Source organism: Borborobacter arsenicus (genome assembly GCF_003934165.1).
Lineage (GTDB): Bacteria > Pseudomonadota > Alphaproteobacteria > Rhizobiales > Rhizobiaceae > Pseudaminobacter > Pseudaminobacter arsenicus.
In genome coordinates, this window is the sequence record NZ_RKST01000008.1 from 33,686 (window position 1) to 56,580 (window position 22,895).

Here is a 22,895-nt window from a genome sequence, read left to right on the forward strand (position 1 = left end):
GCGAGACTATACTTAGCGCCGGCCAAATCCGTCGGTGCGCGCTTTCTGCTCCCGATAGCGCAACCGCTGCGTCTCCTGATGGATTCCGAACGCAGTGGCGATCAGCATGGCAATGGTCATTGCGGCGGCTAGCATGTAAATGATCATGATGTTGTTCTCCTGATCCCTACAACGCGGATATGGTGATTTGGTTTCGTCTTTTCCAGCGATGCTTACTTGCCTGACTTGAACTTGCCGTGATCACAGTGTTCATCTGGCGTTCATCGCCGTGATCTATGCAGATTGCCTTTGCGCCACGCGACCGCTAAAAAGCCACGCCATGACAGATCGTATCGCCATCTATGCCGGCTCCTTCGACCCGTTGACCAACGGCCATCTCGATGTGCTGAAGGCGTCGCTTGCCGTGGCCGATACAGTATTTGCGGCCATCGGCGTGCAGCCATCGAAAAAGCCGCTGTTTTCTTTCGATGAACGTGTCGAACTGATCGAGAAATCCGCCGCAGCCGAGTTTGGTGCCGACAGTCATCGCATCAAGGTGGTCGCATTCGACGGGCTGGTGATCGATGCAGCACGTAAGAACGGTGCCTCCATCATGATCAGGGGCCTGCGCGATGGCACCGATCTGGATTATGAGATGCAGATGGCCGGCATGAACGAGACCATGGCGCCGGAACTGCAGACGGTGTTCTTGCCGGCAAGCCCGTCGGTGCGCACCATTACCGCCACACTCGTCCGCCAGATAGCTTCGATGGGTGGTGATATACGGCCTTTTGTACCGGAGGTCGTGGCGGGCGCGCTTACCGCTAAATTTGCAAAATAGAGGTTTCAAAGCATGCTCATGCATTTCAAAAGGCTTGGCCTTCCCCTCATTGTTCTTGCCGGGTTGGTCGGAGTGCCGGCAGCAAGCCTGGCCGCCGAGCCGGACAACACTATGGTGATCTCGCTCAAGGATGGCGATGTCACCATTGCGCTGCGTCCAGATTTGGCACCCAAACATGTCGAGCAGATCAAGACGTTGGTGCGTGAAGGCGCCTATAACAATGTTGCGTTCCATCGCGTCATCGACGGCTTCATGGCCCAGACCGGAGACGTCGAATTCGGCGACTTGGAGGATGGCTACAGCGCCGAACGCTCCGGCACTGGCGGCTCGCAACTGCCCGATATTCCGGCTGAGTTTTCCGAAGAGCATTTCGTGCGCGGCACGGTGGGCATGGCGCGGGCGCAAAATCCGGACTCAGCCAATTCGCAATTCTTCATCATGTTCGCGCCAAATCCGGGCCTTGACGGCCAGTACACGATCGTCGGCACCGTCGAGAGCGGCATGGAAGCGGTGGACAAGATAAAAAAGGGTGACCCGGCTGCCAATGGGCTTGTCAATGGACCCGACCGCATGATCAAGGTGCGGATCGTCGGCGACGGAAATTAGTTTTAACAAGGAAAACGTAAAATGGCCGAAATCAAGGATCGCGAGAACGCGCTCATCATGGAGACCACCAAGGGCAAGGTCGTCATCGAACTTCTGCCCGATCTGGCTCCCGGCCATGTCGGCCGCATCAAGGAACTGGCGCGTGAAGGTGCTTATGACGGCGTCGTCTTCCATCGCGTCATCGATGGCTTCATGGCCCAGACCGGCGATGTGAAGTTCGGCAAGTCGGACGGCCCGAATTTCAGCCCGGCGCGTGCTGGCATGGGCGGCTCGGACAAGCCGGACCTGAAAGCGGAATTCTCCAATGTGAACCATTCGCGCGGGACCTGCTCGATGGCTCGTGCGCAGAATCCGAACTCGGCGAATTCGCAGTTCTTCATCTGCTTCGAGGACGCTTCGTTCCTGAACCGCCAATATACGGTGTGGGGCCAGGTGATCGAAGGCATGGAGAATGTCGACAAGATCAAGCGCGGCGAGCCGGTGCAGGATCCCGACAAGATCGTGTCGCTGAAGGTTGCGGCCGACGTCGCAGCCTGAGCAAGAGGCACGCGTCATGGCGGGGATGTTGTGGCCGTTGCTCGGCGTTCTGGCCGGCGCTTTCGTTGCTGTCCAGGCGCCGGTCAACGCTGAACTGGCGCGTGGACTCGGCTCCACCCTTGCCGCTGCGGCCATCTCGTTTTTTGCTGGCGCGATAGTTCTGGGCTTGGTGACCTTTGCCTTGTCACGCGCGCAGGGTGCCGTCATAGATTGGCGAGTGCCCGCGCCGTGGCTGTTTATCGTCGGCGGATGTCTCGGGGCGGTCTATGTCACCAGCACCATCATCCTCATTCCACGGCTGGGGGCTGCCGCGCTCATGGCGTTCCTGGTTGCCGGGCAATTGATTGCCGGCATGGTCGTGGACCGGATCGGCGTACTCGGGGTGGCGGTACGTGAGATTTCCGTAGGCAGGATTGCCGGCGCGCTGCTTTTGTTGATCGGCGCAGTGATGGTGCGTTATCTCTGATGCGTGTTGATCTTTTCGACTTCGAATTGCCCGAAGAGCGGATTGCATTGCGACCGGCTCACCCCCGCGACGCTGCCCGCCTCATGGTGGTCGAGCCCGGTGAGGCTGTAGAGGATAGGCTGGTTGCCGATCTGCCATCGTTGCTTTCGCCAGGCGATGTCGTCGTGTTCAACGACACCAAGGTTATTCCGGCTCAGTTGAAGGGCATTCGCCGGCGCGGTGAGGCCGTTGCGCAGGTCGAAGCCACACTGCATATGCGGGCTGGCGCGGATCGCTGGCATGCCTTCATGCGTCCAGGCAAGCGGGTTGCGGCAGGCGACCGAATCCATTTCGGCCATGACGAAAACGCCTGTTTTCTCGGTGCGCTTGATGCAACCGTGGTCGAAAAAGGCGAGGGCGGCGAAGCACTGCTTGCTTTCGACGTATCGGGGCCTTTTCTGGACGAGGCGATCCGGTCTGTCGGCCATATCCCGCTGCCACCCTATATCGCCTCCAAGCGCCCGGACGATGCGAGCGACCGCGCCGACTACCAGACGATCTATGCCCGCGAGGATGGCGCTGTGGCCGCACCGACGGCTGGGTTGCATTTCACGCCGGCACTATTGGCAGCGCTCGATGAGCGCGGCATCGAGGGCCATTTCGTGACGCTTCACGTCGGCGCCGGCACCTTTCTTCCGGTCAAGGCTGACGACACGGACGAGCACAAGATGCATGCCGAGATTGGCTATGTCTCGGAGGCGACAGCAAACGCGATCAACGCCGCAAAGGCCGGGGGGCGGCGCATCGTTTCCATAGGCACCACCTCGCTACGCCTGCTGGAGAGCGCCGCCGGAGAAGATGGGCGGATCAAGGCCTGGTCTGGGCCGACGGATATTTTCATCACCCCCGGTTATCGCTTCAAGCTCGTCGATGTGCTGATGACCAATTTCCACCTGCCCCGGTCGACCCTGTTCATGCTGGTTTCGGCTTTTTCGGGCATCGATATTATGCGCCAGGCTTACGCGCATGCCATCGAGACCGGCTATCGATTCTACTCCTATGGCGATGCCAGCCTGCTGTTCAGGGCCGATCCATGACCCAAGAGTTTTCCTTCAGGCTGATCGCGACCGATGGCAAGGCGCGGCGCGGCGAGATTTCCATGCCGCGCGGAACCGTGCGCACGCCTGCCTTCATGCCGGTGGGCACCGGCGGCACCGTCAAGGCCATGTATATGGATCAGGTGCGCGACCTGGGCAGCGATATCATCCTCGGCAACACTTATCACCTCATGCTGCGACCTGGGGCCGAGCGGGTTGCGCGGCTTGGCGGGCTACATGAATTTGCACGCTGGCCATATCCTATCCTCACCGACTCCGGCGGCTTCCAGGTGATGTCGCTGTCGAAGCTGCGCAAGCTCACCGAAAAGGGCGTGACCTTCCGCTCGCATATCGACGGCGTGCCTTACGAGATGACGCCCGAGCGCTCGATCGAGATCCAGGGCCTGCTGGATTCGGATATCCAGATGCAGCTCGACGAATGTATCGCCCTGCCGGCGAAGGAAAGCGATGTCGAACGGGCGATGGAACTGTCGCTGCGCTGGGCGGAGCGCTGCAAGGCTGCCTTCGGTACCCAGCAGGGCAAGGCGATGTTCGGCATCGTTCAGGGCGGCGACGTGGCACTCCTACGTGAACGCTCAGCGCAGGTTCTGTCCGGACTGGACCTGAAAGGCTATGCCGTTGGCGGGCTTGCGGTCGGCGAGCCGCAGCCGGTGATGCTGGACATGCTCGACGTGACCTGTCCGCAGTTGCCAGGTGACAAGCCCCGCTACCTGATGGGCGTCGGCACGCCGGATGACATCCTGAAATCGGTGGCGCGCGGAATCGACATGTTCGATTGCGTGATGCCAACCCGCGCTGGACGCCACGGACTTGCCTATACCAGACGCGGCAAGATCAATCTGCGTAATGCCCGCCATGCCGAGGACCATCGGCCGCTCGATGAGGAAAGCGATTGCCCGGCTTCGCGTGACTATTCGCGAGCTTACCTGCATCATCTGGTCAAGTCGCAGGAGTCGCTCGGCGCCATGCTGCTGACCTGGAACAATCTTGCCTATTACCAGCGCCTGATGGCCGATATTCGCGGTGCCGTAGAAGCTGGCACCTTTGGCGAGCGCGCCGCCCTTATCACTGAAGGTTGGGCGAGAGGCGATATCCCCACCCTATAAGGGCACAGGACGTCTATCTCGGCATTTCGTTTTCGACTAGAATCACCAGAAAACGAAACCCGGAGGCGTATCTTGTTTCTGTCGGCACGGCATTCCGAAATCATCCAGATGGCCAAGGACAACGGGCGCGTTCTTGTCGAGGACCTTTCTACGCATTTCGGAGTGACGCCACAGACGATACGCAAGGACCTTAACGACCTTTGTGAGCAGCGCCTCTTGAACCGCATTCATGGCGGGGCCCTGTTTCCTTCCGGTATCGAGAACATGGAATACGAGGCCAGACGCAAGATCGCCTCCGACGAGAAGGAAGCGATAGGACGCGCGGCCGCAAGCCTCATCCCGGACAATGCCTCGCTCTTCATCAATATTGGCACCACGACGGAAGCCGTCAGCGAAGCGCTGCTTGACCACATCGGTCTGATGATAATCACCAATAATATAAATGTTGCCAATCGGATGCGGGTGTTTCCTGAGATCGAGGTTGTGATTGCCGGTGGGGTCGTTCGCGGATCCGATGGCGGTATTGTCGGCGAGGCGGCCGTCGATTTCATCCGGCAGTTCAAGGTCGACTATGCGGTGATCGGCGCTTCGGCGATCGATCACGACGGGGCATTGCTGGATTTCGATTTTCGCGAAGTGAAAGTGGCTCAGGCAATCATTGCCAATGCGCGTCACGTCATCCTGGTCGCAGATGCGACAAAATTCGAGCGAACCGCGCCGGTGCGCATTGGCCATCTATCGCAGGTCGACACCTTCATCACGGATCGCTGCGAGATGGATACCATTCGCCAGATTTGCCGGGACACTGAAGTAAAGCTGATGGAGACAACGCGCTGACGAATCATCCCGACAGCGCCTTCGTTTGGCTTTCGTTTTTAAGCTCCCCGCCCGTTGGGCGAGGAGAGGATGTCGTCAGCCTAATCGATAGGTAGCTCGCTGCTGCCTCAGTAAGGCGAGAGGCACTGACGTCGAGGCCCATTATAAGGCTGGTAGGTGTTGTCGGACGCCCGATAGGACCGATAGCGGTTGTAGCACCATTGAACGTGCGAATCCCCACCGCGATAAACAGGCTGGGCATTGTTCAATGCGCCGCTGACGATCGCACCTGCGATGAAAGCGGCGGCCGGAAACCAGAAACCATTATATTCGCGGTAACCGGGTCGGTAGTGACGATAGCCGCGGTGGCCTCTCCAGTAATAGTAGTCGCCGCGACTTTCGAATCCACGCCGATAGTGCCGCGCGTCCCGCCGGAAATCACGCCCTTCGCGCCAATCCCGACGGCTGTTTCGAGGATAGAAGCGTTGTCCGAACTGATCCCGGTACTGAACCTGGGTCACATCCAGTTGGGCGCTTTCAATCTTCGGTACAAAAGGTTGCGCGGCATTTGCCGGCGCAATGGACGCTGCTGTGAATGACAGCGCCAGAGTGGTGGCACAAAGGCCTGACAAGAATTTTTTCATGATTCGCTCCTCGATAGCGGGTCACATTTCTGTAGAAAAGAAACGGTTTGAGACACAGCCGGTTCCGACAAAAATCACAAGCCATTGAAAATAATACTCTATTTCTTATCGCATACTGGGGCTTTGAAGCCTTTGGCGTGGACGATAGCTTGCGCTTCGTGAGCACTATTTAACGGTTGACCGGCTGTGCCACTCTCCCTATGTTCCGGCGCAATTTCGGGGGGCATCCGGCTCCGCCGAAAGCATCCGCTCCGCTGCCGGTTATCAAACCTTGGATCTTCGCAAGCCGCACCGGCGGAAAACCTGCGAAATTCGGGAGAAGCCGTCAGAGCGGATTGGTGAGGGCTGGTAGCTCAGGTGGTAGAGCACGGAACTTTTAATTCTGGGGTCATGGGTTCGAGTCCCATCCAGCCCACCAACGACTTTAGTGGCTATTGATTTTATTATCTTTTTTGCCCGAAATCGTCCCACTTAATTCCACCCCGTCCAAAAGTGGGACTTTTTTGTTCTCGTTTCGGTCGAAAACCAGCAGGTGCGAAGCCGCCTTTGCGACCTTCCGGCGCCTGGCTTTCCGGATGTAAAGGTCCGGCTGCTTGTAGGTGGTCCATCCGTAAATCGCTTTCAGCTGTTCGTGAGTCGCGCCGTTCTCTGCTGCCACGGTTGCGCCGGCCTTTCGCAGGCCATGGGCCGAACAATGATGCAGATGAGCCGAATCGCACCACTCGCGCATCTTGTTGCCCAAGCCGTTTTCCGTGAACGGCTTGCCGAATGAGGTGACCAGATAGGTCATCTGATCGGCCGGACATTTCGCCAGAGCGGTTTCGAGATCCGCCAGGAGCGGGATTTCCACCATAACAGGATCGGCGCCGTGGCTCGTTTTCTTCGGCCGGATCTTGATCCACTTCTCCAGCTCACCGGTTTCCTCGTTGCGCACGAGCTGGATGTGTTGCCGGCCGAAGATCGAAGCATCCGACAGGCGCAGGCCGGTGTACATGAAAATCGCCAGCGCGAGGCGGGCTGTCGAGCCTTCCTCGTGGTGCTGTTCGAACTGGACGATCTCCTCGATCGTCCATGTGTGCCAGCCTTCGCCGCTCTTCAGCGGCTTGATGCCGTGCGCCGGGTTGTGCTCGACGAGCTCGGCGTCCTTCGCCCATTCGAACATGGCCGATACCGCCTTGACGATATTGTTGGCCGCGCCGAAGGCATCAAGGCGGGTGTCGCGCAGCTCCTTCACGTGGGTTCGCTTCATGCCGGCAAAGGGAAGGGAGCCTTTGGTCGGATAGTCAGGATCCGGATCGCCTTCCAGCGGGTGCGGCTTCTTGCAGATGCCTTCGAGGATCGCGCGGCGGCGCGACATGGTCGCCAGCGTGACCTCTGCGCCGCCGCGCCTGAAATATTCCTGGCAGAGCCACAGGAGCGTGCCTGCCTTGGCCGGCTGCCGGACATCGCGTTTACTCGTCTTGCGCGCGTGTGCGCCTCTCTGTGTGTAAGGGATGCCTTCGCGTGCGCAGCGGAGCTCCTCGAGGAACGCATCTGAGCCGTAGGGTTCTCTCAGGCGGACCTTCTTCTTGCCGAGTTGCCGAAAGTAGTACCTTTCGTTGTCGCGGCGATCTTTATCCATCACCACGCCTTTAAGGTCCATTTTCACGGGATCGCTCATCTCTTGGCGGCTTTACGGTCCCAAGGATTGTCGTTCGCGGTGGCGTCGTCAAGATGTGAGGCGCCGCCACGGTGCGGCAGCTGGCGCCAGGCCGTGGCGAGTTCGTCCACATCCCAGACGCATCGGCCCTTCACCGGCAAGCGAGGTTGCGGCATCGTTCCGTCCTGCACGAGGCGATCGAAGACGGTCGGGCTGACGCCGATCAGCGTGGCGGCCTGTTCGCGGTTGACGCCGAAAGGGGCGAGCGAGACGGGCAGGATGGCAGGGTTCTTCACGGCCGCACCTGATCGATATTGCGCCGCTCGACTGCAAAGGTGACGGCGACAACCCAGGGGTTTGCCTCCCAGCCGAAACCGCGTGCGGCGTTGATGTCGTTCCAAACTTGGCGAAAAAGGTTATAGGCACTTGTGCCGACGCGGCGCTTTCCGAATGGCGCATCGAGCGCCGTATAATGCGGTCCAGTCTTACTCGGAACAATCGCGCCTTCTGCGACGGCATCTGCCTCGCCGATCACCTGAACCCGCTGCACGCGGACATCGGTGACGTTCAGGGTGAGGCGGGAGGCCCAACGGGGCATGTGTATGCCGGGTCGCCAGCGCGAGATTTCTCCTTCCACTGTGCTATCGTCGGCCCGATAGAAGCCGCGATCTGCCAGGGCCTGCACGCCGGGATCGGAATGGGTAAGGGCATCGAGCGGAGCCCACGCCTCGCGCACCCAGAGGCGGTCGCCGACGGCGTATTTCGGCCAGAACTGGTATTCGGCGAAGTGCTTGCCGGCCGGCCGCGTAACGAACTCTCCGGCGGCGTCCTTCATTTCATAGACGCGCCGGCCCTGCTGATCGGTGGCGACGGAAACAAACTCCAGCACCTTTTCGATGCCGGGGAAGTCGATCACCCGCCGCGTCTGGGTCTTCCTGCCGTCGAGCAAGGCGCGGACCATGGGGGCGGAAAAGAGGATGGGCCGATCGGTCATATCAGGCTGCCTCGCTGATCTCGTGCCGCCTTGGCGCAGGCCGGGCAGGTGTGGGTGAATTTCTGCTGAGCCTTGCCGCCGGCAATGCGCGGGGCCGAACCGAACAGATCCTGTGTCGAGCGGTCGTTGCGCGCAGCAGCTGCAGCGTTGACCGGGCGGACAAGCCAGCGGGCAGCCTTCACGTCGGCGATCATCTGGCCGAAATCCTCGTCGGCATAGGTCTCGCCGAATGCAGCCGGGCAGGAATCGCAGGTGATCTGCTGGAGGCCTTCGTGACGGACGATGCTCATGCCTGCCTCACGCTGGATGCGCGGATGAACTCTCCGAAGGTCAATTCGGAGAAGCAATCGCGAATGGTCAGAAATTCTGAATAGCGAGCATTGGCACGGCTCTTGGCCGGCACTATGCGCGAATGGCCTTCGTAGGTGACGAGGTAGGCGCGGTGGCGCTGGGTCGCGTCCATGCTGTCCAGATAATCAGCGAGGGCTTTCCTACCGGTGACGGTCACAGCGAAAAATGCCATGCTGCCGGACTGGCCGAGGCTTTCCCAGTGCGCAGAGTAGGCGAGATCAATCGCCAGTGCGCCAGTCGCGTCGGTCGCATAGTGATTGCGGTAAGTCTCGCGCAAAGGCCAGATCGGACGGCCCAGCGCATGGTCGATACGGTCCATCGCTTTGTCGGTGAGCCAACGATTGACGGTCGGGTTCTTGCTGCTCACGAGAATGGCACCTCGCGGATCTCGGGCATGCCGTTGTGCTCGACGCCGTCGAGCAGCCGGCCGGCGGTTTTCTTGCCGCAGCGCTTGGCAAGGTTGCCATGGCCATCTGCCCAATAGTCGCGCCAAATCCTCTTCGGCGTGCGGCTGTCCTGAGCTTCGCACATGATGATGTCGTGGCCGTCAGAGACGATGTGGAATTCATCCCCGTCAGGAAATCGCCAATGGTGCGGTATTCCTTCGGCCTGCTCGATTTCCTCGGCTATCTGCCACGCGCCCCACTGCTTGAAGAAAAAGGCCGTGCCAGCCTCTGTGCATTGATCGCGGATCTGGCGCGGCCAGTCCGGATGCATCGGCCGGGCATCCTTGCCGCTCTCGCCACCGGCGATGATCCAGTCCAGCTTTTCATGGCCGCGCGAGATTGGATTTGGACCATCCGGGTTGTCGTGCCACCAATTGCCCCGCAAGGCGTCAATGAATTTATATCCGTTGCAGAAATCATCGAACTGGATCGGGCCCAGCAGCGGCTCGGCCGAGACGAAGCGGATTGCTGCCGGCGTGGCGAGCAGCTCTGGAACGCGCTCGTCGGCGCGCTGCTGATCTTCGGTAGAGACGCCAAGCCAGACATTGGGGAGGGGCCACATGCGATAGCCGATCGGTCGGGTTGCACCGGCGCCCATCATGTTCATCGTGCCGACGATCTGGAGCCGGAGCCGCGAATTGTTCAAGCGTGCAGTGATGTATTCCCGCATCCTTGCGGCACGCTTGGTCAGCACCTGAAAGGTATGCTGCGGCGCCAACGCCATGACGGCAAAGACCTGGTCTATCCATTCGTCCGGAACGCCTTCGGCAAACAGGTCGCCATGGGCGCAGACGAAGATCCGGCCGGGCTTCTTCCAGCGCAGCGGCTGGTCGAGCCATTCGCTGTTGAGGCGGACCTCGCCCGTCCAGACCGGGCCGGCCTTGCTGTCGCGGGTGAGGCCTTTACGGCTCGGGATGTGCTTCAGCCGTGTGCCGGCAAGGCGCATGGCGTAACAATTGGTGCAGCCGGGGGAGACGACAGAACAGCCGGTGATCGGGTTCCATGTGGCGTCGGTCCATTCGATGGTGGAGTGCTCAGCCATTCGGGCGGCCCTCCTGCGCTGAGACAAAGCGATAGTGGGTTACGATACCCATGTGCCCGTCGCGCTTAACTTCAGTGATGAAGCCGTCCGGGGGCGGTGGCGGGTCAATATAGCCACCGAGAGCGATCCATTCGATCTGCGCCGTCTTGGCCCCCAGTGCTTCCCGCGCGCGCAGGCGAAAGCGCTCATGGACGTGATCGGGATGGTTCTCCCAGCGATCCATGTCGCGGCCGAGCTTGTCGCCACCGGATTTGTTTCCCTTGACATCGTTCGTGGCGATCCACCGAAGGTTCTCAAATTCGTCTTCGTAGAAGAAGATGATCGCCTTGGCCTCGATCAATGCTTCGCTGATATCGCGCGGCTTTTTGGGGGCGGCGGACAGCAGTTCGCGCGCGAAGTCGATCAGATCGCCCTTGTAGCCCTGGAAGCACCGGCCGCCGAACTGGTTGAATGCGAAGACAGGGAAGCCTTTCCCAACGATGCTGCCATCGTCGAGGCCATCCCAACTATAGCCCAGCCAGGCGGCAAGTTTGCGGGCAGCTGTCTCTATCGCATCGCCGGCTATCACATCAGCCATTGGCCTGACCCTCAACAGAGCGATAGGTATAGGTCGTGGCCGGGCCGTCGACCGGCTCTCCGGTGTCAAGGTCGACAACCGGAGAACCTTCCAGACATGCAGCGTGACAGATGCCCATCTCGACATCCGATGCGCAGAGATCATCCGGCTTGAACGGCTCGGCGCAGATCGGGCACGGGTGCGGTTGTTCTTCGGCGGGTGCCGGCATCGCGCCTTCTCCTTTCACCCTCTTGATTTTCTTGATGCAACCGGCCGGGCGCTGCTTTTGCACCGCAGCTTGCGCGGCGGCTGGCGTTGCTGCCTCGATGTCGATCGGCTCGCCCTGGTCGAAATGGATGCGGAACAGCGTCATGACGGCCACCCGGCATAAGCCAGGGCGGCGACGCCGATCAGCAGCAAGGCCAGCATGAAGAATTCAAACCAGCCAAAGCGGGGCTCGTCGATGTTGAGAAAGCGGCGGACCTCGCAATGGTCGGTGCAATTGCACTCAGGCCAGCTTTCGCATTCGGGGCGATAGTTGCGCTGGTGGATCATGCCAGCACCGAAAGCCAGAAGCCTGCGCCAGTGATGAAACTCACCATCGCAATGCCGGACAGGATGTCCTGCAGAGTGTCCATGATCATTTCTCCGATGCTCAGTGGGACTGTCACGCTGGATAGTGCATGACATTCACACATAGATCAAGAAGAAATGTGAATACGATGAACAGTCGTTAAAAGATGAATAGAATCTGATCCAATGGTGGCGGCAGCGCGAGAGCGCCTAACGCTTGGCAGTGCCCTTTGCCAGGATATCCACAGTCTGGGCCAAAAGCTCCACTATCTTGGCGCGGTCATGATCACCCAGGGATGCGAACGGCCGCAGTACAGCCGCCAGTTGAGCTGTCGGATCGGGTGAGAATGTAGTCTCAAGCCGCGCGAGAATTTCAGCATTCACACTGCGCTCGCTCTCGATAGCGGCGTGTTTGATCCGCTTCTGGAGATCGGGCGTCAACCGGAGGTTAAATCTCGGAGGCTCTTGCTGTGACATACCAATCTTATGGCTGAAAGTTTGACGTGCTTAAATGGTGTCATTTCAGGTGGAAATGTGCCGTGATATGTGCCACGCATTATGAAAAGCGGAATAGACGTTGACTCTTTCGAGGGAGCAATGTTCGTATAATGTTCTGGTTTTTGATGTAGCGGCGGGAGGCTTGGCTTTGTTGAGTGCGTGTACCGAAGACCCGATCAAACCTAACAATATCAACCGGCGGGTTCTGTTTTCAGGGGTGTTCGCGGCACCGCTAGCATCACCACTCGCGGCGATGGACCCCTACGAGCGCGTGAGGCGGGATGCTGCAGCTCTCGCGGCATCCTTAGCGGCTCTATATGGTGGAGATTGGTCTTCGCAGGTGGATAAGACTTTCGCGCTTATCCAGAAGGACTTCCAAGAGCCGCTTCGATAATCCGCATAACATGATCCCTGCGGGCTCCGTCTAACCTCTCCGCGCGTTCAAACAGCGTGATGAAGTTGTCGGCGCGCCCAGGGTTTTGCGAAAGTAACTGTGCGGGCGTGCAGCCATAAACTCCAGCCGCAGCTTCGAGTGTGCGCTGGGTATAGGGACTCTTCCTTCCCTCGATCTTGGATAAGAGTGTCCGAGACACGTCAAGGCTGCTCGCCACCTCCTCCTGGTCGAGCTTGCGGTATTCGCGCCACTCCTTGAGGAAGTGCTTTCCGAGCGGTCTAAGATCTTTTTTTACGGGAGCCATATTCACATTTTCGCATTGGGCTGTTGTGCGGTCCATGCAATGTCATTCACATTGTGCTTGACATTCACGTTCATGACATTCACGTTCCCGGCATGACAAAGCTGGCCGAACATCTCAGTTCCACCAACACGACCGATGCGGTTCTGGCCGCGAAGGTTGGTTGTGATCGCTCAATGATCACTAAGATCAAGGCCGGGAAAGCTACCCCTTCACTGCGCTTGGCTGCTGCGATCAGCCGGGAAACCGGTCTACCGATCGAGGCGCTTATCCCCGCATCCGATCCTTGCGAGCCTGCGGCAGCGATTCGCGCCGGGCAAGATATCCATCCGGGGGAGTCCAGTAGTGCGCCCATACCAAATGTGGTGGAGGCAGCCGAATGAAGTCCCGGCTCTCCAGTTCCATCCTGGCTGATCGCGGTGCCCGCCTTGCCGGCGTATTTGATCCCTTCCGCGAGCGTGCAGCTCGTCCCGAACCCCTGACCGCGTGTCCACCTCCTCCCGGGCATGCGGAAACTGCCGCCCTGTCGCCAAGCTCCTCCGGTGACAGGGCGGCCTTTCTTCATTTCACCGAGTCCGACGCCATGCCATGCGAGCCGGTGGTCATCGGCGTCGATCACGCCTGCGGCCCCGACATGGATATGGCGTTCGTGCGTCTCTCCGATCACGCAACCATCCTGCTGCGCGCGATCGCAGCCTATGAGCAGTGTTCTGCCGACGAGGCCCTGACGCTGGCGCTTGCCACCCACGCCACCAAGATCGGCGCCGGGCCGCTTGCCCGTGCCGTGCTCGACGAGGTTGAGCGCAACCGCGCGGCATTCGCCCGCGACGGCGACCTTACCGACCTGCCGGCATTCAACCGAACCGGCGACAACCGTTTCAGGAGCGGCGGACCATGACAGCATCTTGTTGCGGGCCTCCATGAGGTTTTGACCCCCGCACACTGAATCACCTGACCAGTTCCCGCCACGGGAAACGACGCCGGGATTTCCCGGCGCGGGAAGCTTTTTGCCTTTTCGAGGAGGCCAGCATGGTACCCAACGCGAATGCCCGTCACTTCCTGCTCAAGGCCAAGCAGCGCGACCTGATCGCAGCAGCTGGCGGCATCGAACGGGCAGCCTCCGTATGCTCCTATGGCAAATCGACGGTGGGCCGTTGGGCCAACTCCGACAGTCCGGAACTGATGCCGCTCGATGCGATCTTTGCGCTGGAGGAAGAAACCGGCCGGTTCGATCTCAGCGAGGCGATTGCCTCGGCTCGTGGCCGCCGGTTCGCCGAAACTGAAGTTGCGGCTTCCGACAATGTTTCGGTGATGGCTAGCCACGCCGAGGCTGTTGTTCAGATGGGCGAACTGATGACGGCCGGCGCCCTGGCTTTTGCTGACGGCAAGCTGACGCCCGCCGAGGCCAGCCAGATCGACAAGGCGCTGGCGGGTGTCGAGCGCTCGCTTGCCGAATATCGCAAGGTGGTGGCCAGTGTGCGCGGGCAGGGCGGGCTTTCGCTTGTTGGCGGGGGCGTGGCGTGAGGTCGATCGCCGACATGATCGACATGCGCAAGCCGCCGCTCGCGCCCGGCGCTGATCCGGACGGATGGCATCTGATCGACCTCGATTCGCATGAATGCCGCTTTCCAATCGGTCGCGATCACCGCGGCACCCGCTTCTGCTCGGAAGCGGTATCGCCTGCTCTGTGGCGTCCGGGCCGGACGAATGGCTGCTACTGCAGCTTCCATCGCGCCTATCTCGCCGGCTGCCCGAGCGTGGTGGAGGATGCAGCCTGATGCCTCCCGCGCCGATCTCCATCACCATCAAGGTGCCGCCGCGGGCGCATCAGCGCCTGCATGAGATGGCGAAGCCGCGCGGCTACACCACCACGGCCTATGCGCAGCTTCTGTTCGATGCCGCCTTTGCCGCGCGCGTCGGCCAGGAGCGCGACGATCCGATTTCCGATGCCGAACTCGATGAGCAGGTGCGCCTGGTCTTTGCCTGCGCCGGGCAGGGCGATGCCGCGGCAATCGCCAAGGCGACCGGCGTTCCGGCGGCGCGCGTCGACAGGATCCTGCAGGCGCTGCGCGACAGGAGGAAGCGGAGATGAACGCCCGGTTCTCCGACTACGTCACCAGCGGCGCATTCAGCCTGACGCTGACGCGCAACCAGATTTCCGAACTGGCCCTTGCCGCCGGTGGCGAGCGCCGGATCTACGGCGCAAGCGCTTCGCTTGAGCGCAAAGGCCTGATCGAGCCGGTCGCATCTCGCACAGAAGATAACCCGCTGCATGAGCAGGATGACCAGCAGATCGAGTATCGGCTTACCGGAGCAGGCGGCCTGACACTGGCGCTGCTCGCCCAGGCTGGCCTCTCCAATTCCGGAACCGACGTGCTTGCGCGCGAGGTCGACGATCTGCGCCAGCAGCTTTCGGATGCAAATCAGCGCGCCCATGACGCCGCGCTGCGCACGCGTTCGATGTTCGCCCGTCTGGAGAAAGCGAAAGAGAAAATCGCGCAGCTGCAGGCTCAGCTTGCCGGAGACAAGCTCCCTATCCTGATCACGCCGGCCGACCCGCTGCCGGAAGTGCCTACCGAAAATCTCCTCCATCCCGAAAGGACTGACCCATGAGCCGCGTGCTCCGCACCTTCCGTGAAATGCTTGGCCTTCTGTCGCGTGGCGACTTCTCCAACCATTGCGACAAGCTCCTCACCGAAGCGATCGATGCGCTGGAAGAGTGCCCAGCCGACAAGTGCAAGGCCGAGATCACCGTCAAGATCACGCTCGATTACGAGCTCGGCCGCGTCGACATCAAGGCCGAGGCCAAGTCGAAGCTGCCGGAAACAGTCAAGTTCATGAAGACGCCGTTCTGGACGATCGACGGCATGCTTTCGGTCGAGCACCCCAACCAGATCGACATGTTCCCGGCCCGGTCAGCCCGTGAGCCGGAAAGCGACGAGGCGGCCACCGCCTCCTGATTTTCTCCAGCCCTGAAAGGAAACGGCTATGGCCGACCAGCAGAAAGCGCCTATCGATGCGCATGCCATCGAACTGATTACCACTCTCGCCAATGAGGGTGCGAAGCCTGCCACGATCAACGTCACCACGTCCGGCCTGGGCGACGGCTTGCCTGCATCGATCCCGATGGGCTTCGATCGCAAGGCGCAGGCGTTCCGTTCACTCAAGCCGCTGATTGATGAATTTCGCGTTGCGCCTTCACGTCGCCGCGGCACCGCTACCGCCGACACGCTGGAAAGCTTCATTGGCCTGGTCAATCGGCACAAGGATGACCAGTCGGCACTATTCGGCCGCACCAGCTGGCCGGAACCGAAGCTCACAGCCGTCATCGATTACGACAGCGCCGAAGGCGGTGCCCGCAACCGCAATCATCGCATCGTCTATGCCTTCCCACTGACTGAGGAATTCAAGGCCTGGGTCGGCTGCAATGCCACGCCGATGGATCAGGAAGTCTTTGCGGCCTTCCTCGAGGAGCATGCGGCGGAACTGGCCGCACCGAGCGATGGCGAGCAGAGCGAGTATGAGCGGCTGTTCAATGAGACGATGGCCACTCCCAGCGATGTCGTCGCCCTGTCCCGACATCTGGAAGTTCATGTCAACGCCAAGGCAAAGCAGGGCATTCGTCTGCAGACCGGCGAACGTCAGGTCGAGTTCTCCGAAGAGCATATCAATGCGAAGGGTGAAGCGGTCATTATTCCCGGCATCTTCATGGTGTCGGTGCCGGCCTTTGTCGACGGCGATGCCGTACGCATACCGGCGCGGCTGCGCTACCGGATTGCCGGCGGCTCGATCAAATGGTTCTACCAGCTCTATCGCTGGGAAAGCTTCCTGCGCGAGCAAGTCGGCTATGACCTGAAGGAAGCGGCGGAAAAGACCGGTCTGCCGTCCTTCGAAGGTGCGCCGGAGGCCTGATGATGCAGGCTCACCCGCTGGCCGAACTGTTTCCGATGCTGCCGGACGCGGAGATCCGCGAGCTTGCCGACGACATTGTGACGTTTGGCCAGCGGGTGCCTATCGTTCTCCTTGATGGCAAGATTCTTGACGGGCGCAATCGTTTTGCTGCCTGTCAGTTCGCTGATGTCGAGCCGATCTTCGTCACCTATGACGGTGATGATCCGCTGAACTTCGTGCTGTCGCACAATCTGCACCGGCGTCACCTGACCGATAGCCAGCGCGCCATGGTTGCTGCGCGCATCGTCGATTGGGAAACCGGACTTAACCAGCATTCCGGGGGTGCACATGTGCCCGCCCACAAGGCAGCTGAGCGGTTGTCTATTTCCGAGCGGGCGGTGAAGGCAGCGCGCCGGATCCATGAGCATGGTTCCTCCGAACTGGTCGATGCAATCCGCGACGGGCGCCTGTCGGTAAAGACGGGCGAGACGCTTTCGCATCTTGAACGGGACGCCCAGCGCGAAGTGTTGGAGCGTGAGCAACGCGAGATCATCGCTCGCGCCAAGGAACTGCGCGCCGAACGGCAGCGGGTGCGCCATGGCGAGCGGCTGGAGAATATGCGCCGTATCGCGGGCGAGGGTGCACAGGCTGCGCCCGGCAAGGTTGGGGCGCTCTATCCGGTCATCTATGCCGATCCGCCATGGCAGTTTGGCGTTCGCTCTGAAGTGACCGGCCGGGAGAAGAGCCCGGAAAACCACTATCCGACCATGCCGACCACGGAAATCTGCGGCTTGCTCGCCCAGATCGGCGGCGTTGCCGCGCGCGATGCGGTACTCTTCCTGTGGGCCACCAATCCGATGCTACTCGACGGCCTGCGCGTCATGCAGGCGTGGGGCTTCACCTATGTCCATCACTGGATATGGGACAAGGAAGTTGCCGGGACAGGTTATTGGGGCCGCGACCGTCACGAGCTGTTGCTGATCGGGCGGCGTGGCGATGTTGCGTCGCCCTTGCCGGGCAGCCAGCCAGAGACGGTCTATCGCGAGCGCAAGGGCAAGCATTCGGTCAAGCCGGACTATTTCGCCGAGCAGATCGAGCGGCTTTATCCAGCCGTGCCGCGCATCGAACTATTCTGCCGCTCACCTCGTCCAGGCTGGGACGTATGGGGATTTGAATCGGGAGATGCGGCCGGCGCCGATAGCGGCCGCAGCCTTGGGAGGCCGCTGGCAGCGCGTGGCTCCGATAAAGCCGCTGTAGAAAATCCCGAAGCGAAAGCCTCCGAGGACAACGGTGCGACTGTGAAGGCCATTGAGGTGCCTTCCGACAGCATGGCGGGAGAGGTGAGTAGGGCGCATGGGCCGGACCATGCAGGGGGAACGCCACCTCCTATCAGGCGTGACGACGTGGAGAGACGCGGTAGCGACACCTGTGAGCGAGCAGCCGCCGAAAGTGGTGTGACAGCCGGAGAGACGGCACCCCTCATTCCTGTCGACCTGCGGCCGAGCGGTGACCATGCTACCGAGTTGACGATCGGCGGCATGCGCAAGAACGGCTCGGGCCGGCTCTGTTTCCGCAAAGATGATGATGGCTTCAGCTGGTCCTATGACCTCGATCTGAAGGGGCTCGTTGCCTGCTGTGGGCCTTTCCGTGCAACTCCCGATTTTGAAAGCAGCGTAACGGAAGCGCTGCAATTCGCGCAGCGGACACTCCAAGGGTGGGCCGAACGGCCTCAGGATTCCGTCACCACCGACAAACACCGGGCCGCAGCACGTGGCGGCGCGAAATGGTGCGCGGACAAGCTGGCCGAATTCGGTCTTGGCGAGGTGCCGGCATTGAACGCGCCGCTCGTCCATCCGGTCGAGGATCCGTATCTCGACTTCCTGCGCGCCAAGATGCAGCTGGCCAAGGCGGACGGATTCGACGTCGCGCCCGATGACATCAACCCGGCCGGCGCGCCGCATTGCAAGGCGATCGTGCGCTGGGCGCTGAAGGGCGGTTGCCGCGCGATCTTCGCATCCTTCGGTCTGCACAAGACGTTCATGCAGATTGAACTTATGAGGCTAATTGGCCGATTTGCCCCAGGCCTGCGCCTGATCGTGATACCGCTCGGTGTGCGCCATGAATTCATGGCCGAGGCTGATGAGCGATTCACCGGCGACTGCGCCGTCCGACTCAAATTCATTCGCTCCAATGCCGAGATCGACGGCGACGACGCGATCTATCTGACCAATTACGAAACCATCCTCGCCGGCAAGATCGACCTCTCGCGCTTCATAGCCGCGACGCTCGACGATGGCGTCATGGATACCGGCCAGGCGCTGACACGGTTCTTCCAGCGCAATTCGGAAAAGGCCGGCGATCTCACGCTCTTTCCGCATAAGGAAGACGAATTCTGGCTGTGGGTGCATAGCTGGGCGGTGTTCCTGCAAAGCCCGGCCGACCTCGGCTTTCCCGATGACGGCTATGTGCTGCCGGAACTCACGGTCAATTGGCACGAAGTGCCGATCGACCACTCGACGGCCGGTTATGACCGCGACGGGCAGGGCCTGCTGATCCGCAACACGGCGCTCGGCGTCACCCAGGCGAGTGCAGCAAAGCGCGACAGCCTGCCCGCGCGCATCGCCAGGATGGCCGAACTGATTGCCGAGGATCCTGATGCTCATCGGGTGCTCTGGCACGACCTGGAGGATGAGCGGCGGGCGATCGAGGCGGCTGTGCCGGGCGTGCGGTCGATCTATGGCTCGCAGAGCCTTGAGCTCAACGAGGCTGCAGCCATCGGCTTCAAGGATGGCAGGTTCAAGGACCTCGCCACCAAGCCGGAGATGTCCGGCGCGGGCAACAATTTCCAGAAGCATTGCCATTGGGCGATCTTCGTCGGCATCGGATTCAAGTTTCACGACTTCATCCAGGCGGTGCATCGCATCGTCCGGTTCGGCCAGCACCATGCGTGCCGGATCGACATCATCTATTCCGAAGCTGAGCGGGAAGTGCGCCGCAACCTCGAGGGCAAGTGGGTCGAGCATGACCGCCTGATGGCGCGCATGGCGGAGATCATCCGTAAATACGGGCTCGACGGCTTGCCGCTCGATGATGTGCTTTCGCGCTCCATCGGTGTGGCACGGCGGGTTGAGAAGGGTGAAGCGTTCCATATCGCTCATAATGATGCTGTGCTGGAAGCGCAGGCGACTGCATCTGAATCGGTCGGGGAGATCATCACCTCGATCCCCTTCAGTAACCACTACGAATACACGGCCAGCTATAACGATTTCGGGCATACCGACGATAACGGCCACTTCTGGCGGCAAATGGATTTCCTGACGCCGGAGCTGCTGCGCATCCTGAAGCCCGGCCGGCTTGCCTGCATCCACGTAAAGGACCGCGTGCTGTTCGGCTCGGTGACCGGGCAGGGCGTGCCGACCGTCTCGCCTTTCCATGCTGAGGCGATATTCCACTACCTCAAGCACGGCTTCCAGTATGTCGGCATGATCACCATCGCCACGGACGTGGTGAAGGAAAACAACCAGACCTACCGCCTGACCTATTCCGAGATGATGAAAGACGCCACCAAGATGGGCGTCGGCTGTCCGGAATATGTGCTGCTGTTCCGCAGGCCGCAGAGCGATCTTTCCCGCGGCTATGCCGACGAGCCTGTCGTTCACGACAAGCCATTGGTGATTGCCGCCGATGGTTCGCATGAGCGCTGGACCGATGGTGACCGGCGCGCCCAGGTGCCGGATAGCGGCTACACGCTGGCGCGCTGGCAGCTCGATGCACATGCATTCTGGCCGTCTTCCGGCGACAGGCTGCTGACCACCGATGAACTGGTCAGGCTCGGCCCAAAGCCGTTGCGGGCGCTGTTCCAGAAGCTTTCCGAAGACGCGATCTACGATTTCCAGATGCATGTGAAGCTTGGCGAAGAGCTTGCCGCGCGCGATGCACTGTCGAAAACCTACATGACGCTCGATCCGCCTTCGAAAGACGGCGGCATCTGGACGGACGTGGTGCGCATGCGCACGCTCAACGGCGAGCAGGCCTTCCAGAACCTCGAAAAGCACGTCTGCCCGCTCCAGTTCGATATCGTTGACCGGCTGATTGACCGCTATTCGAACAAGGGCGACGTCATCTACGACCCGTTCGGCGGGCTGATGACGGTGCCCTATCGAGCGATCCTGAAAGGCCGGCGCGGGCAGGCCTCCGAGCTTTCCGAAACCTATTTCCGCGATGGTCTGCGCTACTGCCAGAAGGCAGAAGCCAAGATGGCAGTGCCCTCGATGTTCGACCTGTTGGGCATCGAAGCTGATCTCGAGGCCGCCGAATGACGGCGCGCCCCGACTTCTCTCCTGCCATGCTGGCCTTCTTCCTGCGGGCGCGGGCGCACCATGCCCATGCCTGCAAACCCGCACGCTGTGGCATGCAGGCGACGGTGAAGCGGCTGAAGGCCGAATGGCGGCGGCTCGCGAAACTGACCATTAACCAGATCGATCTTGCCTGGATGGGCAGGTTGAACCGGGCAGAGCCTCGGGCCGCGCTGTGGGCGGTGCTCGGTCAATTCCCGGCTGACCACGGATTCCTGCTTTCCGACGATGGAGGGCAGCAGCGTGGCTGAGATCGATCACCGCCAGTTCGCCCAGGCCTTTGCCGCTCGACTTTCCGAGATCGGCTATTCGCTCGGCCGGGCTGCCGAGAAATGGCCCGACACCAACAAGGCGATGCTCTCGCGCGCCACCACCGGCAAGCCGATCTCGGCCGGCAATTTCCTGCTGCTTTGCCAGCTTGCCGGGCTTGACCCGTTCGACTTCCTCGACACCGGCAAGCATCGCCGCGTCACCATAAAAACCATTCTAAATCAGTCTGTTACAGCAGCAGCCAAACGTGAAACATCGGAGTGTCCATCATGATCCGCGCGCTCATCCTGCGGCTTGCGCCGCGTCTCATTGCCTTGTCGGAGAGGCGTCCGCCTGATGTGGTGATTGGCTCGCCGGATGATCCTTATCTCCGGCGCTGGTGGCTGATTCCGCGCAACCGCGTGTTCAACATCTATCTCCACCACTTCATGCGCTCGGACGATGACCGGGCCCTTCATGATCATCCATGGTGGAACCTCTCCATTCTGCTGCGCGGCCGCTATGTCGAGCACACGATCTCGGCCGGCGGCATCAATGTGCGCACGGAACGCCATGCCGGCGAGCGCAAATTCCGGTTCGCCTCTGCCGCGCATCGGATCGAGCTTGTCGACGGGCCGTGCTGGACGCTGTTCATCACCGGGCCGACGCTGCGCAGCTGGGGCTTCCACTGCCCGCGCGGCTGGGTGCACTGGAAGGAATTCACCAAGCCTGAGAATCCCGGCGAGATCGGGCGCGGCTGCGGGGAGTTCGACCGGTGAAGGCGTCGGATATCGGCAGGGCGCAGAAGCTCGCATCTGAACTGGCGCAAAACATCACCATGCGCGACCGGCTTGCTGCCGGCGACACGCTGACGCTGGCGATCGGGCAGGGCGGCAACCAGGCTGTCATCGTGCTTTCGACGAACTATCTGGCCAGCATCCGCGCCGACCTCGTTGCCGCGTTCGACAAGCGCATTGCCGACGATAGGGCTGGCTTGGCCGAGCTGGGGGTGGAGCCGTGAGCGAACCTGCCCTGCGCCAACTCGACAAAGGCCTGCCGCGCATCTCGATGTATCTGCCCGAGAAGGTCGTTGCTGCGGTCACGCCCAAGCCTGTGCCGGTGCAAAAACCGGTCCATCCGGCGCGCGAACTGCGGCTGCTGCTTGCCGACGCGCGGGCAGATCGCGAGGCGGCGGCGCGGCTTCTGGCTGAGGCGCGGGTGGAAGCGCAGACCATCATTGACCAGGCGAGGGCCCGTGCCGGCGCTGCCAATGACGATGCTCCGCTGCCATGTGTCGCCGACATTCAGCGCAAGGTAGCCGAGCGCCACGGGTTCAGCGTGGCGACGTTGCTCGGGGCGGGGCGCAGCGAGGCGCTGGTTGTGGCTCGCTATGAGGCGATAGCGCTGGCGCATGCGGCGCGGCCCGACCTTTCTTCCGCCGCGCTGGGGCGGCTGTTCCGGCGTGACCACACCATCATCCTGCGGGCGCTGAAAAAGACGGGGGCGCGGTGATG

Annotated in this window: 34 protein-coding genes and 1 tRNA gene; 22 read left to right on the top strand and 13 right to left on the bottom strand. The window is 61.0% G+C overall.

Annotation, left to right across the window (positions count from 1 at the left end):
* Positions 1 to 12 precede the first annotated feature (12 nt).
* A complete protein-coding gene (locus EET67_RS26410) occupies positions 13 to 147 on the bottom strand; it encodes a hypothetical protein (protein ID WP_281011082.1) in 135 nt (44 codons plus the stop codon).
* A 172-nt stretch (positions 148 to 319) separates the two neighbouring features.
* On the opposite strand from EET67_RS26410, the gene coaD reads away from it, so the two are divergent.
* The 7 genes from coaD to EET67_RS13690 all read left to right on the top strand — a co-directional run bounded on the left by coaD (position 320) and on the right by EET67_RS13690 (position 5,469).
* Positions 320 to 820, top strand: a complete 501-nt coding sequence (coaD, locus tag EET67_RS13660; RefSeq protein ID WP_128626744.1) for a pantetheine-phosphate adenylyltransferase — start codon at positions 320 to 322, stop codon at positions 818 to 820.
* 18 nt (positions 821 to 838) lie between these two features.
* Positions 839 to 1,426, top strand: coding sequence for a peptidylprolyl isomerase (locus tag EET67_RS13665; protein ID WP_128626955.1), 588 nt, complete (start codon positions 839 to 841; stop codon positions 1,424 to 1,426).
* A 21-nt stretch (positions 1,427 to 1,447) separates the two neighbouring features.
* Positions 1,448 to 1,963 (top strand): peptidylprolyl isomerase, encoded by a 516-nt coding sequence (locus EET67_RS13670; RefSeq protein WP_128626745.1) that lies wholly within the window; start codon positions 1,448 to 1,450, stop codon positions 1,961 to 1,963.
* Positions 1,964 to 1,979: 16 nt separating this feature from the next.
* A complete protein-coding gene (locus EET67_RS13675) occupies positions 1,980 to 2,429 on the top strand; it encodes a DMT family transporter (RefSeq protein WP_128626746.1) in 450 nt (149 codons plus the stop codon).
* Positions 2,429 to 3,505 (top strand): tRNA preQ1(34) S-adenosylmethionine ribosyltransferase-isomerase QueA, encoded by a 1,077-nt coding sequence (gene queA / locus EET67_RS13680; RefSeq protein ID WP_128626747.1) that lies wholly within the window; start codon positions 2,429 to 2,431, stop codon positions 3,503 to 3,505. Before EET67_RS13675 ends, queA begins: the two co-directional genes overlap by 1 nt.
* Positions 3,502 to 4,632 (top strand): tRNA guanosine(34) transglycosylase Tgt, encoded by a 1,131-nt coding sequence (gene tgt, locus EET67_RS13685; protein ID WP_128626748.1) that lies wholly within the window; start codon positions 3,502 to 3,504, stop codon positions 4,630 to 4,632. Before queA ends, tgt begins: the two co-directional genes overlap by 4 nt.
* 72 nt (positions 4,633 to 4,704) lie before the next feature.
* Positions 4,705 to 5,469: a DeoR/GlpR family DNA-binding transcription regulator gene (locus EET67_RS13690; RefSeq protein WP_128626749.1), complete on the top strand. Its 765-nt coding sequence runs from the start codon at positions 4,705 to 4,707 to the stop codon at positions 5,467 to 5,469.
* A 107-nt stretch (positions 5,470 to 5,576) separates the two neighbouring features.
* On the opposite strand, the gene EET67_RS13695 is transcribed toward EET67_RS13690, so the two are convergent.
* A complete protein-coding gene (locus EET67_RS13695; protein ID WP_128626750.1) occupies positions 5,577 to 6,092 on the bottom strand; it encodes a BA14K family protein in 516 nt (171 codons plus the stop codon).
* 342 nt (positions 6,093 to 6,434) lie between these two features.
* Here EET67_RS13695 and EET67_RS13700 point away from each other — a divergent pair.
* Positions 6,435 to 6,510: transfer RNA gene (locus tag EET67_RS13700), tRNA-Lys, on the top strand.
* 6 nt (positions 6,511 to 6,516) lie between these two features.
* Here the strand turns inward: EET67_RS13700 and EET67_RS13705 are convergent.
* The 11 genes from EET67_RS13705 to EET67_RS13755 form a co-directional block, all read right to left on the bottom strand.
* A complete protein-coding gene (locus EET67_RS13705; RefSeq protein ID WP_165899904.1) occupies positions 6,517 to 7,752 on the bottom strand; it encodes a tyrosine-type recombinase/integrase in 1,236 nt (411 codons plus the stop codon).
* On the bottom strand, positions 7,749 to 8,027 hold the full coding sequence (locus EET67_RS13710) for a helix-turn-helix transcriptional regulator (protein WP_128626751.1): 279 nt from the start codon (positions 8,025 to 8,027) through the stop codon (positions 7,749 to 7,751). The genes EET67_RS13705 and EET67_RS13710 overlap by 4 nt, the downstream gene beginning before the upstream one ends.
* Positions 8,024 to 8,725 carry a hypothetical protein gene (locus EET67_RS13715; protein WP_128626752.1) on the bottom strand — a complete coding sequence of 234 codons (702 nt, stop codon included), beginning with the start codon at positions 8,723 to 8,725 and terminating at the stop codon, positions 8,024 to 8,026. Before EET67_RS13715 ends, EET67_RS13710 begins: the two co-directional genes overlap by 4 nt.
* Positions 8,722 to 9,015, bottom strand: coding sequence for a hypothetical protein (locus EET67_RS13720; protein WP_128626753.1), 294 nt, complete (start codon positions 9,013 to 9,015; stop codon positions 8,722 to 8,724). Before EET67_RS13720 ends, EET67_RS13715 begins: the two co-directional genes overlap by 4 nt.
* Complete coding sequence (locus EET67_RS13725; protein WP_245450918.1) at positions 9,012 to 9,443, bottom strand: hypothetical protein; 432 nt, start codon at positions 9,441 to 9,443, stop codon at positions 9,012 to 9,014. Before EET67_RS13725 ends, EET67_RS13720 begins: the two co-directional genes overlap by 4 nt.
* A complete protein-coding gene (locus tag EET67_RS13730) occupies positions 9,440 to 10,564 on the bottom strand; it encodes a phage Gp37/Gp68 family protein (protein WP_128626754.1) in 1,125 nt (374 codons plus the stop codon). Before EET67_RS13730 ends, EET67_RS13725 begins: the two co-directional genes overlap by 4 nt.
* Positions 10,557 to 11,141 (bottom strand): hypothetical protein, encoded by a 585-nt coding sequence (locus EET67_RS13735; protein WP_128626755.1) that lies wholly within the window; start codon positions 11,139 to 11,141, stop codon positions 10,557 to 10,559. The genes EET67_RS13730 and EET67_RS13735 overlap by 8 nt, the downstream gene beginning before the upstream one ends.
* Positions 11,134 to 11,493, bottom strand: coding sequence for a hypothetical protein (locus tag EET67_RS13740; RefSeq protein ID WP_128626756.1), 360 nt, complete (start codon positions 11,491 to 11,493; stop codon positions 11,134 to 11,136). The genes EET67_RS13735 and EET67_RS13740 overlap by 8 nt, the downstream gene beginning before the upstream one ends.
* Positions 11,490 to 11,675: a hypothetical protein gene (locus EET67_RS13745; protein WP_128626757.1), complete on the bottom strand. Its 186-nt coding sequence runs from the start codon at positions 11,673 to 11,675 to the stop codon at positions 11,490 to 11,492. The genes EET67_RS13740 and EET67_RS13745 overlap by 4 nt, the downstream gene beginning before the upstream one ends.
* A 228-nt stretch (positions 11,676 to 11,903) precedes the next feature.
* Complete coding sequence (locus EET67_RS13750) at positions 11,904 to 12,170, bottom strand: Arc family DNA-binding protein (RefSeq protein WP_128626758.1); 267 nt, start codon at positions 12,168 to 12,170, stop codon at positions 11,904 to 11,906.
* 380 nt (positions 12,171 to 12,550) lie between these two features.
* A complete protein-coding gene (locus EET67_RS13755; protein WP_128626759.1) occupies positions 12,551 to 12,925 on the bottom strand; it encodes a helix-turn-helix domain-containing protein in 375 nt (124 codons plus the stop codon).
* Between the two features lie 56 nt (positions 12,926 to 12,981).
* On the opposite strand from EET67_RS13755, the gene EET67_RS13760 reads away from it, so the two are divergent.
* The 14 genes from EET67_RS13760 to EET67_RS13830 all read left to right on the top strand — a co-directional run bounded on the left by EET67_RS13760 (position 12,982) and on the right by EET67_RS13830 (position 22,893).
* Positions 12,982 to 13,269, top strand: a complete 288-nt coding sequence (locus EET67_RS13760; RefSeq protein WP_128626760.1) for a helix-turn-helix transcriptional regulator — start codon at positions 12,982 to 12,984, stop codon at positions 13,267 to 13,269.
* The gene (locus EET67_RS13765; protein WP_128626761.1) at positions 13,266 to 13,784 is read left to right on the top strand and encodes a hypothetical protein; all 519 of its coding nucleotides are present in this window, start codon (positions 13,266 to 13,268) and stop codon (positions 13,782 to 13,784) included. Before EET67_RS13760 ends, EET67_RS13765 begins: the two co-directional genes overlap by 4 nt.
* Before the next feature lie 131 nt (positions 13,785 to 13,915).
* Entirely contained in the window at positions 13,916 to 14,410 is a 495-nt protein-coding gene (locus EET67_RS13770) for a phage regulatory CII family protein (RefSeq protein ID WP_128626762.1), read from the top strand.
* Positions 14,407 to 14,664 (top strand): hypothetical protein, encoded by a 258-nt coding sequence (locus tag EET67_RS13775; RefSeq protein ID WP_128626763.1) that lies wholly within the window; start codon positions 14,407 to 14,409, stop codon positions 14,662 to 14,664. Before EET67_RS13770 ends, EET67_RS13775 begins: the two co-directional genes overlap by 4 nt.
* Entirely contained in the window at positions 14,664 to 14,978 is a 315-nt protein-coding gene (locus EET67_RS13780; protein WP_128626764.1) for a helix-turn-helix domain-containing protein, read from the top strand. Before EET67_RS13775 ends, EET67_RS13780 begins: the two co-directional genes overlap by 1 nt.
* Positions 14,975 to 15,499 carry a hypothetical protein gene (locus tag EET67_RS13785; RefSeq protein WP_128626765.1) on the top strand — a complete coding sequence of 175 codons (525 nt, stop codon included), beginning with the start codon at positions 14,975 to 14,977 and terminating at the stop codon, positions 15,497 to 15,499. The genes EET67_RS13780 and EET67_RS13785 overlap by 4 nt, the downstream gene beginning before the upstream one ends.
* Positions 15,496 to 15,846, top strand: coding sequence for a hypothetical protein (locus tag EET67_RS13790; protein WP_128626766.1), 351 nt, complete (start codon positions 15,496 to 15,498; stop codon positions 15,844 to 15,846). Before EET67_RS13785 ends, EET67_RS13790 begins: the two co-directional genes overlap by 4 nt.
* 28 nt (positions 15,847 to 15,874) lie before the next feature.
* Positions 15,875 to 16,798: a DUF2303 family protein gene (locus tag EET67_RS13795; RefSeq protein ID WP_128626767.1), complete on the top strand. Its 924-nt coding sequence runs from the start codon at positions 15,875 to 15,877 to the stop codon at positions 16,796 to 16,798.
* Positions 16,798 to 21,096, top strand: coding sequence for an MT-A70 family methyltransferase (locus tag EET67_RS26095; RefSeq protein ID WP_245450919.1), 4,299 nt, complete (start codon positions 16,798 to 16,800; stop codon positions 21,094 to 21,096). Before EET67_RS13795 ends, EET67_RS26095 begins: the two co-directional genes overlap by 1 nt.
* Positions 21,093 to 21,383, top strand: a complete 291-nt coding sequence (locus EET67_RS13810) for a hypothetical protein (protein WP_128626768.1) — start codon at positions 21,093 to 21,095, stop codon at positions 21,381 to 21,383. Before EET67_RS26095 ends, EET67_RS13810 begins: the two co-directional genes overlap by 4 nt.
* Complete coding sequence (locus EET67_RS13815) at positions 21,376 to 21,675, top strand: hypothetical protein (RefSeq protein WP_128626769.1); 300 nt, start codon at positions 21,376 to 21,378, stop codon at positions 21,673 to 21,675. Before EET67_RS13810 ends, EET67_RS13815 begins: the two co-directional genes overlap by 8 nt.
* Positions 21,672 to 22,160 carry a hypothetical protein gene (locus tag EET67_RS13820; protein WP_128626770.1) on the top strand — a complete coding sequence of 163 codons (489 nt, stop codon included), beginning with the start codon at positions 21,672 to 21,674 and terminating at the stop codon, positions 22,158 to 22,160. Before EET67_RS13815 ends, EET67_RS13820 begins: the two co-directional genes overlap by 4 nt.
* On the top strand, positions 22,157 to 22,402 hold the full coding sequence (locus EET67_RS13825; RefSeq protein WP_128626771.1) for a hypothetical protein: 246 nt from the start codon (positions 22,157 to 22,159) through the stop codon (positions 22,400 to 22,402). The genes EET67_RS13820 and EET67_RS13825 overlap by 4 nt, the downstream gene beginning before the upstream one ends.
* Positions 22,399 to 22,893 carry a helix-turn-helix domain-containing protein gene (locus EET67_RS13830; protein WP_128626772.1) on the top strand — a complete coding sequence of 165 codons (495 nt, stop codon included), beginning with the start codon at positions 22,399 to 22,401 and terminating at the stop codon, positions 22,891 to 22,893. The genes EET67_RS13825 and EET67_RS13830 overlap by 4 nt, the downstream gene beginning before the upstream one ends.
* The last annotated feature ends 2 nt before the right edge of the window (positions 22,894 to 22,895 follow it).

Excerpts from the sequence above, each read along its gene's own strand:
- coaD (WP_128626744.1), top strand. The coding sequence starts at position 320 with ATGACAGATCGTATCGCCATCTATGCCGGCTCCTTCGACCCGTTGACC.
- EET67_RS13695 (WP_128626750.1), bottom strand. The coding sequence starts at position 6,092 with ATGAAAAAATTCTTGTCAGGCCTTTGTGCCACCACTCTGGCGCTGTCA.
- EET67_RS13705 (WP_165899904.1), bottom strand. The coding sequence starts at position 7,752 with ATGAGCGATCCCGTGAAAATGGACCTTAAAGGCGTGGTGATGGATAAA.
- EET67_RS13810 (WP_128626768.1), top strand. The coding sequence starts at position 21,093 with ATGACGGCGCGCCCCGACTTCTCTCCTGCCATGCTGGCCTTCTTCCTG.
- EET67_RS13675 (WP_128626746.1), top strand. The coding sequence starts at position 1,980 with ATGGCGGGGATGTTGTGGCCGTTGCTCGGCGTTCTGGCCGGCGCTTTC.
- EET67_RS26095 (WP_245450919.1), top strand. The coding sequence starts at position 16,798 with ATGATGCAGGCTCACCCGCTGGCCGAACTGTTTCCGATGCTGCCGGAC.
- EET67_RS13730 (WP_128626754.1), bottom strand. The coding sequence starts at position 10,564 with ATGGCTGAGCACTCCACCATCGAATGGACCGACGCCACATGGAACCCG.
- EET67_RS13820 (WP_128626770.1), top strand. The coding sequence starts at position 21,672 with ATGATCCGCGCGCTCATCCTGCGGCTTGCGCCGCGTCTCATTGCCTTG.
- EET67_RS26410 (WP_281011082.1), bottom strand. The coding sequence starts at position 147 with ATGATCATTTACATGCTAGCCGCCGCAATGACCATTGCCATGCTGATC.
- EET67_RS13720 (WP_128626753.1), bottom strand. The coding sequence starts at position 9,015 with ATGAGCATCGTCCGTCACGAAGGCCTCCAGCAGATCACCTGCGATTCC.
- EET67_RS13790 (WP_128626766.1), top strand. The coding sequence starts at position 15,496 with ATGAGCCGCGTGCTCCGCACCTTCCGTGAAATGCTTGGCCTTCTGTCG.
- EET67_RS13760 (WP_128626760.1), top strand. The coding sequence starts at position 12,982 with ATGACAAAGCTGGCCGAACATCTCAGTTCCACCAACACGACCGATGCG.
- EET67_RS13785 (WP_128626765.1), top strand. The coding sequence starts at position 14,975 with ATGAACGCCCGGTTCTCCGACTACGTCACCAGCGGCGCATTCAGCCTG.
- EET67_RS13745 (WP_128626757.1), bottom strand. The coding sequence starts at position 11,675 with ATGATCCACCAGCGCAACTATCGCCCCGAATGCGAAAGCTGGCCTGAG.
- EET67_RS13755 (WP_128626759.1), bottom strand. The coding sequence starts at position 12,925 with ATGGACCGCACAACAGCCCAATGCGAAAATGTGAATATGGCTCCCGTA.
- tgt (WP_128626748.1), top strand. The coding sequence starts at position 3,502 with ATGACCCAAGAGTTTTCCTTCAGGCTGATCGCGACCGATGGCAAGGCG.
- EET67_RS13735 (WP_128626755.1), bottom strand. The coding sequence starts at position 11,141 with ATGGCTGATGTGATAGCCGGCGATGCGATAGAGACAGCTGCCCGCAAA.
- EET67_RS13670 (WP_128626745.1), top strand. The coding sequence starts at position 1,448 with ATGGCCGAAATCAAGGATCGCGAGAACGCGCTCATCATGGAGACCACC.
- EET67_RS13780 (WP_128626764.1), top strand. The coding sequence starts at position 14,664 with ATGCCTCCCGCGCCGATCTCCATCACCATCAAGGTGCCGCCGCGGGCG.
- EET67_RS13795 (WP_128626767.1), top strand. The coding sequence starts at position 15,875 with ATGGCCGACCAGCAGAAAGCGCCTATCGATGCGCATGCCATCGAACTG.
- EET67_RS13715 (WP_128626752.1), bottom strand. The coding sequence starts at position 8,725 with ATGACCGATCGGCCCATCCTCTTTTCCGCCCCCATGGTCCGCGCCTTG.
- EET67_RS13770 (WP_128626762.1), top strand. The coding sequence starts at position 13,916 with ATGGTACCCAACGCGAATGCCCGTCACTTCCTGCTCAAGGCCAAGCAG.
- EET67_RS13750 (WP_128626758.1), bottom strand. The coding sequence starts at position 12,170 with ATGTCACAGCAAGAGCCTCCGAGATTTAACCTCCGGTTGACGCCCGAT.
- EET67_RS13765 (WP_128626761.1), top strand. The coding sequence starts at position 13,266 with ATGAAGTCCCGGCTCTCCAGTTCCATCCTGGCTGATCGCGGTGCCCGC.
- queA (WP_128626747.1), top strand. The coding sequence starts at position 2,429 with ATGCGTGTTGATCTTTTCGACTTCGAATTGCCCGAAGAGCGGATTGCA.
- EET67_RS13740 (WP_128626756.1), bottom strand. The coding sequence starts at position 11,493 with ATGACGCTGTTCCGCATCCATTTCGACCAGGGCGAGCCGATCGACATC.
- EET67_RS13665 (WP_128626955.1), top strand. The coding sequence starts at position 839 with ATGCATTTCAAAAGGCTTGGCCTTCCCCTCATTGTTCTTGCCGGGTTG.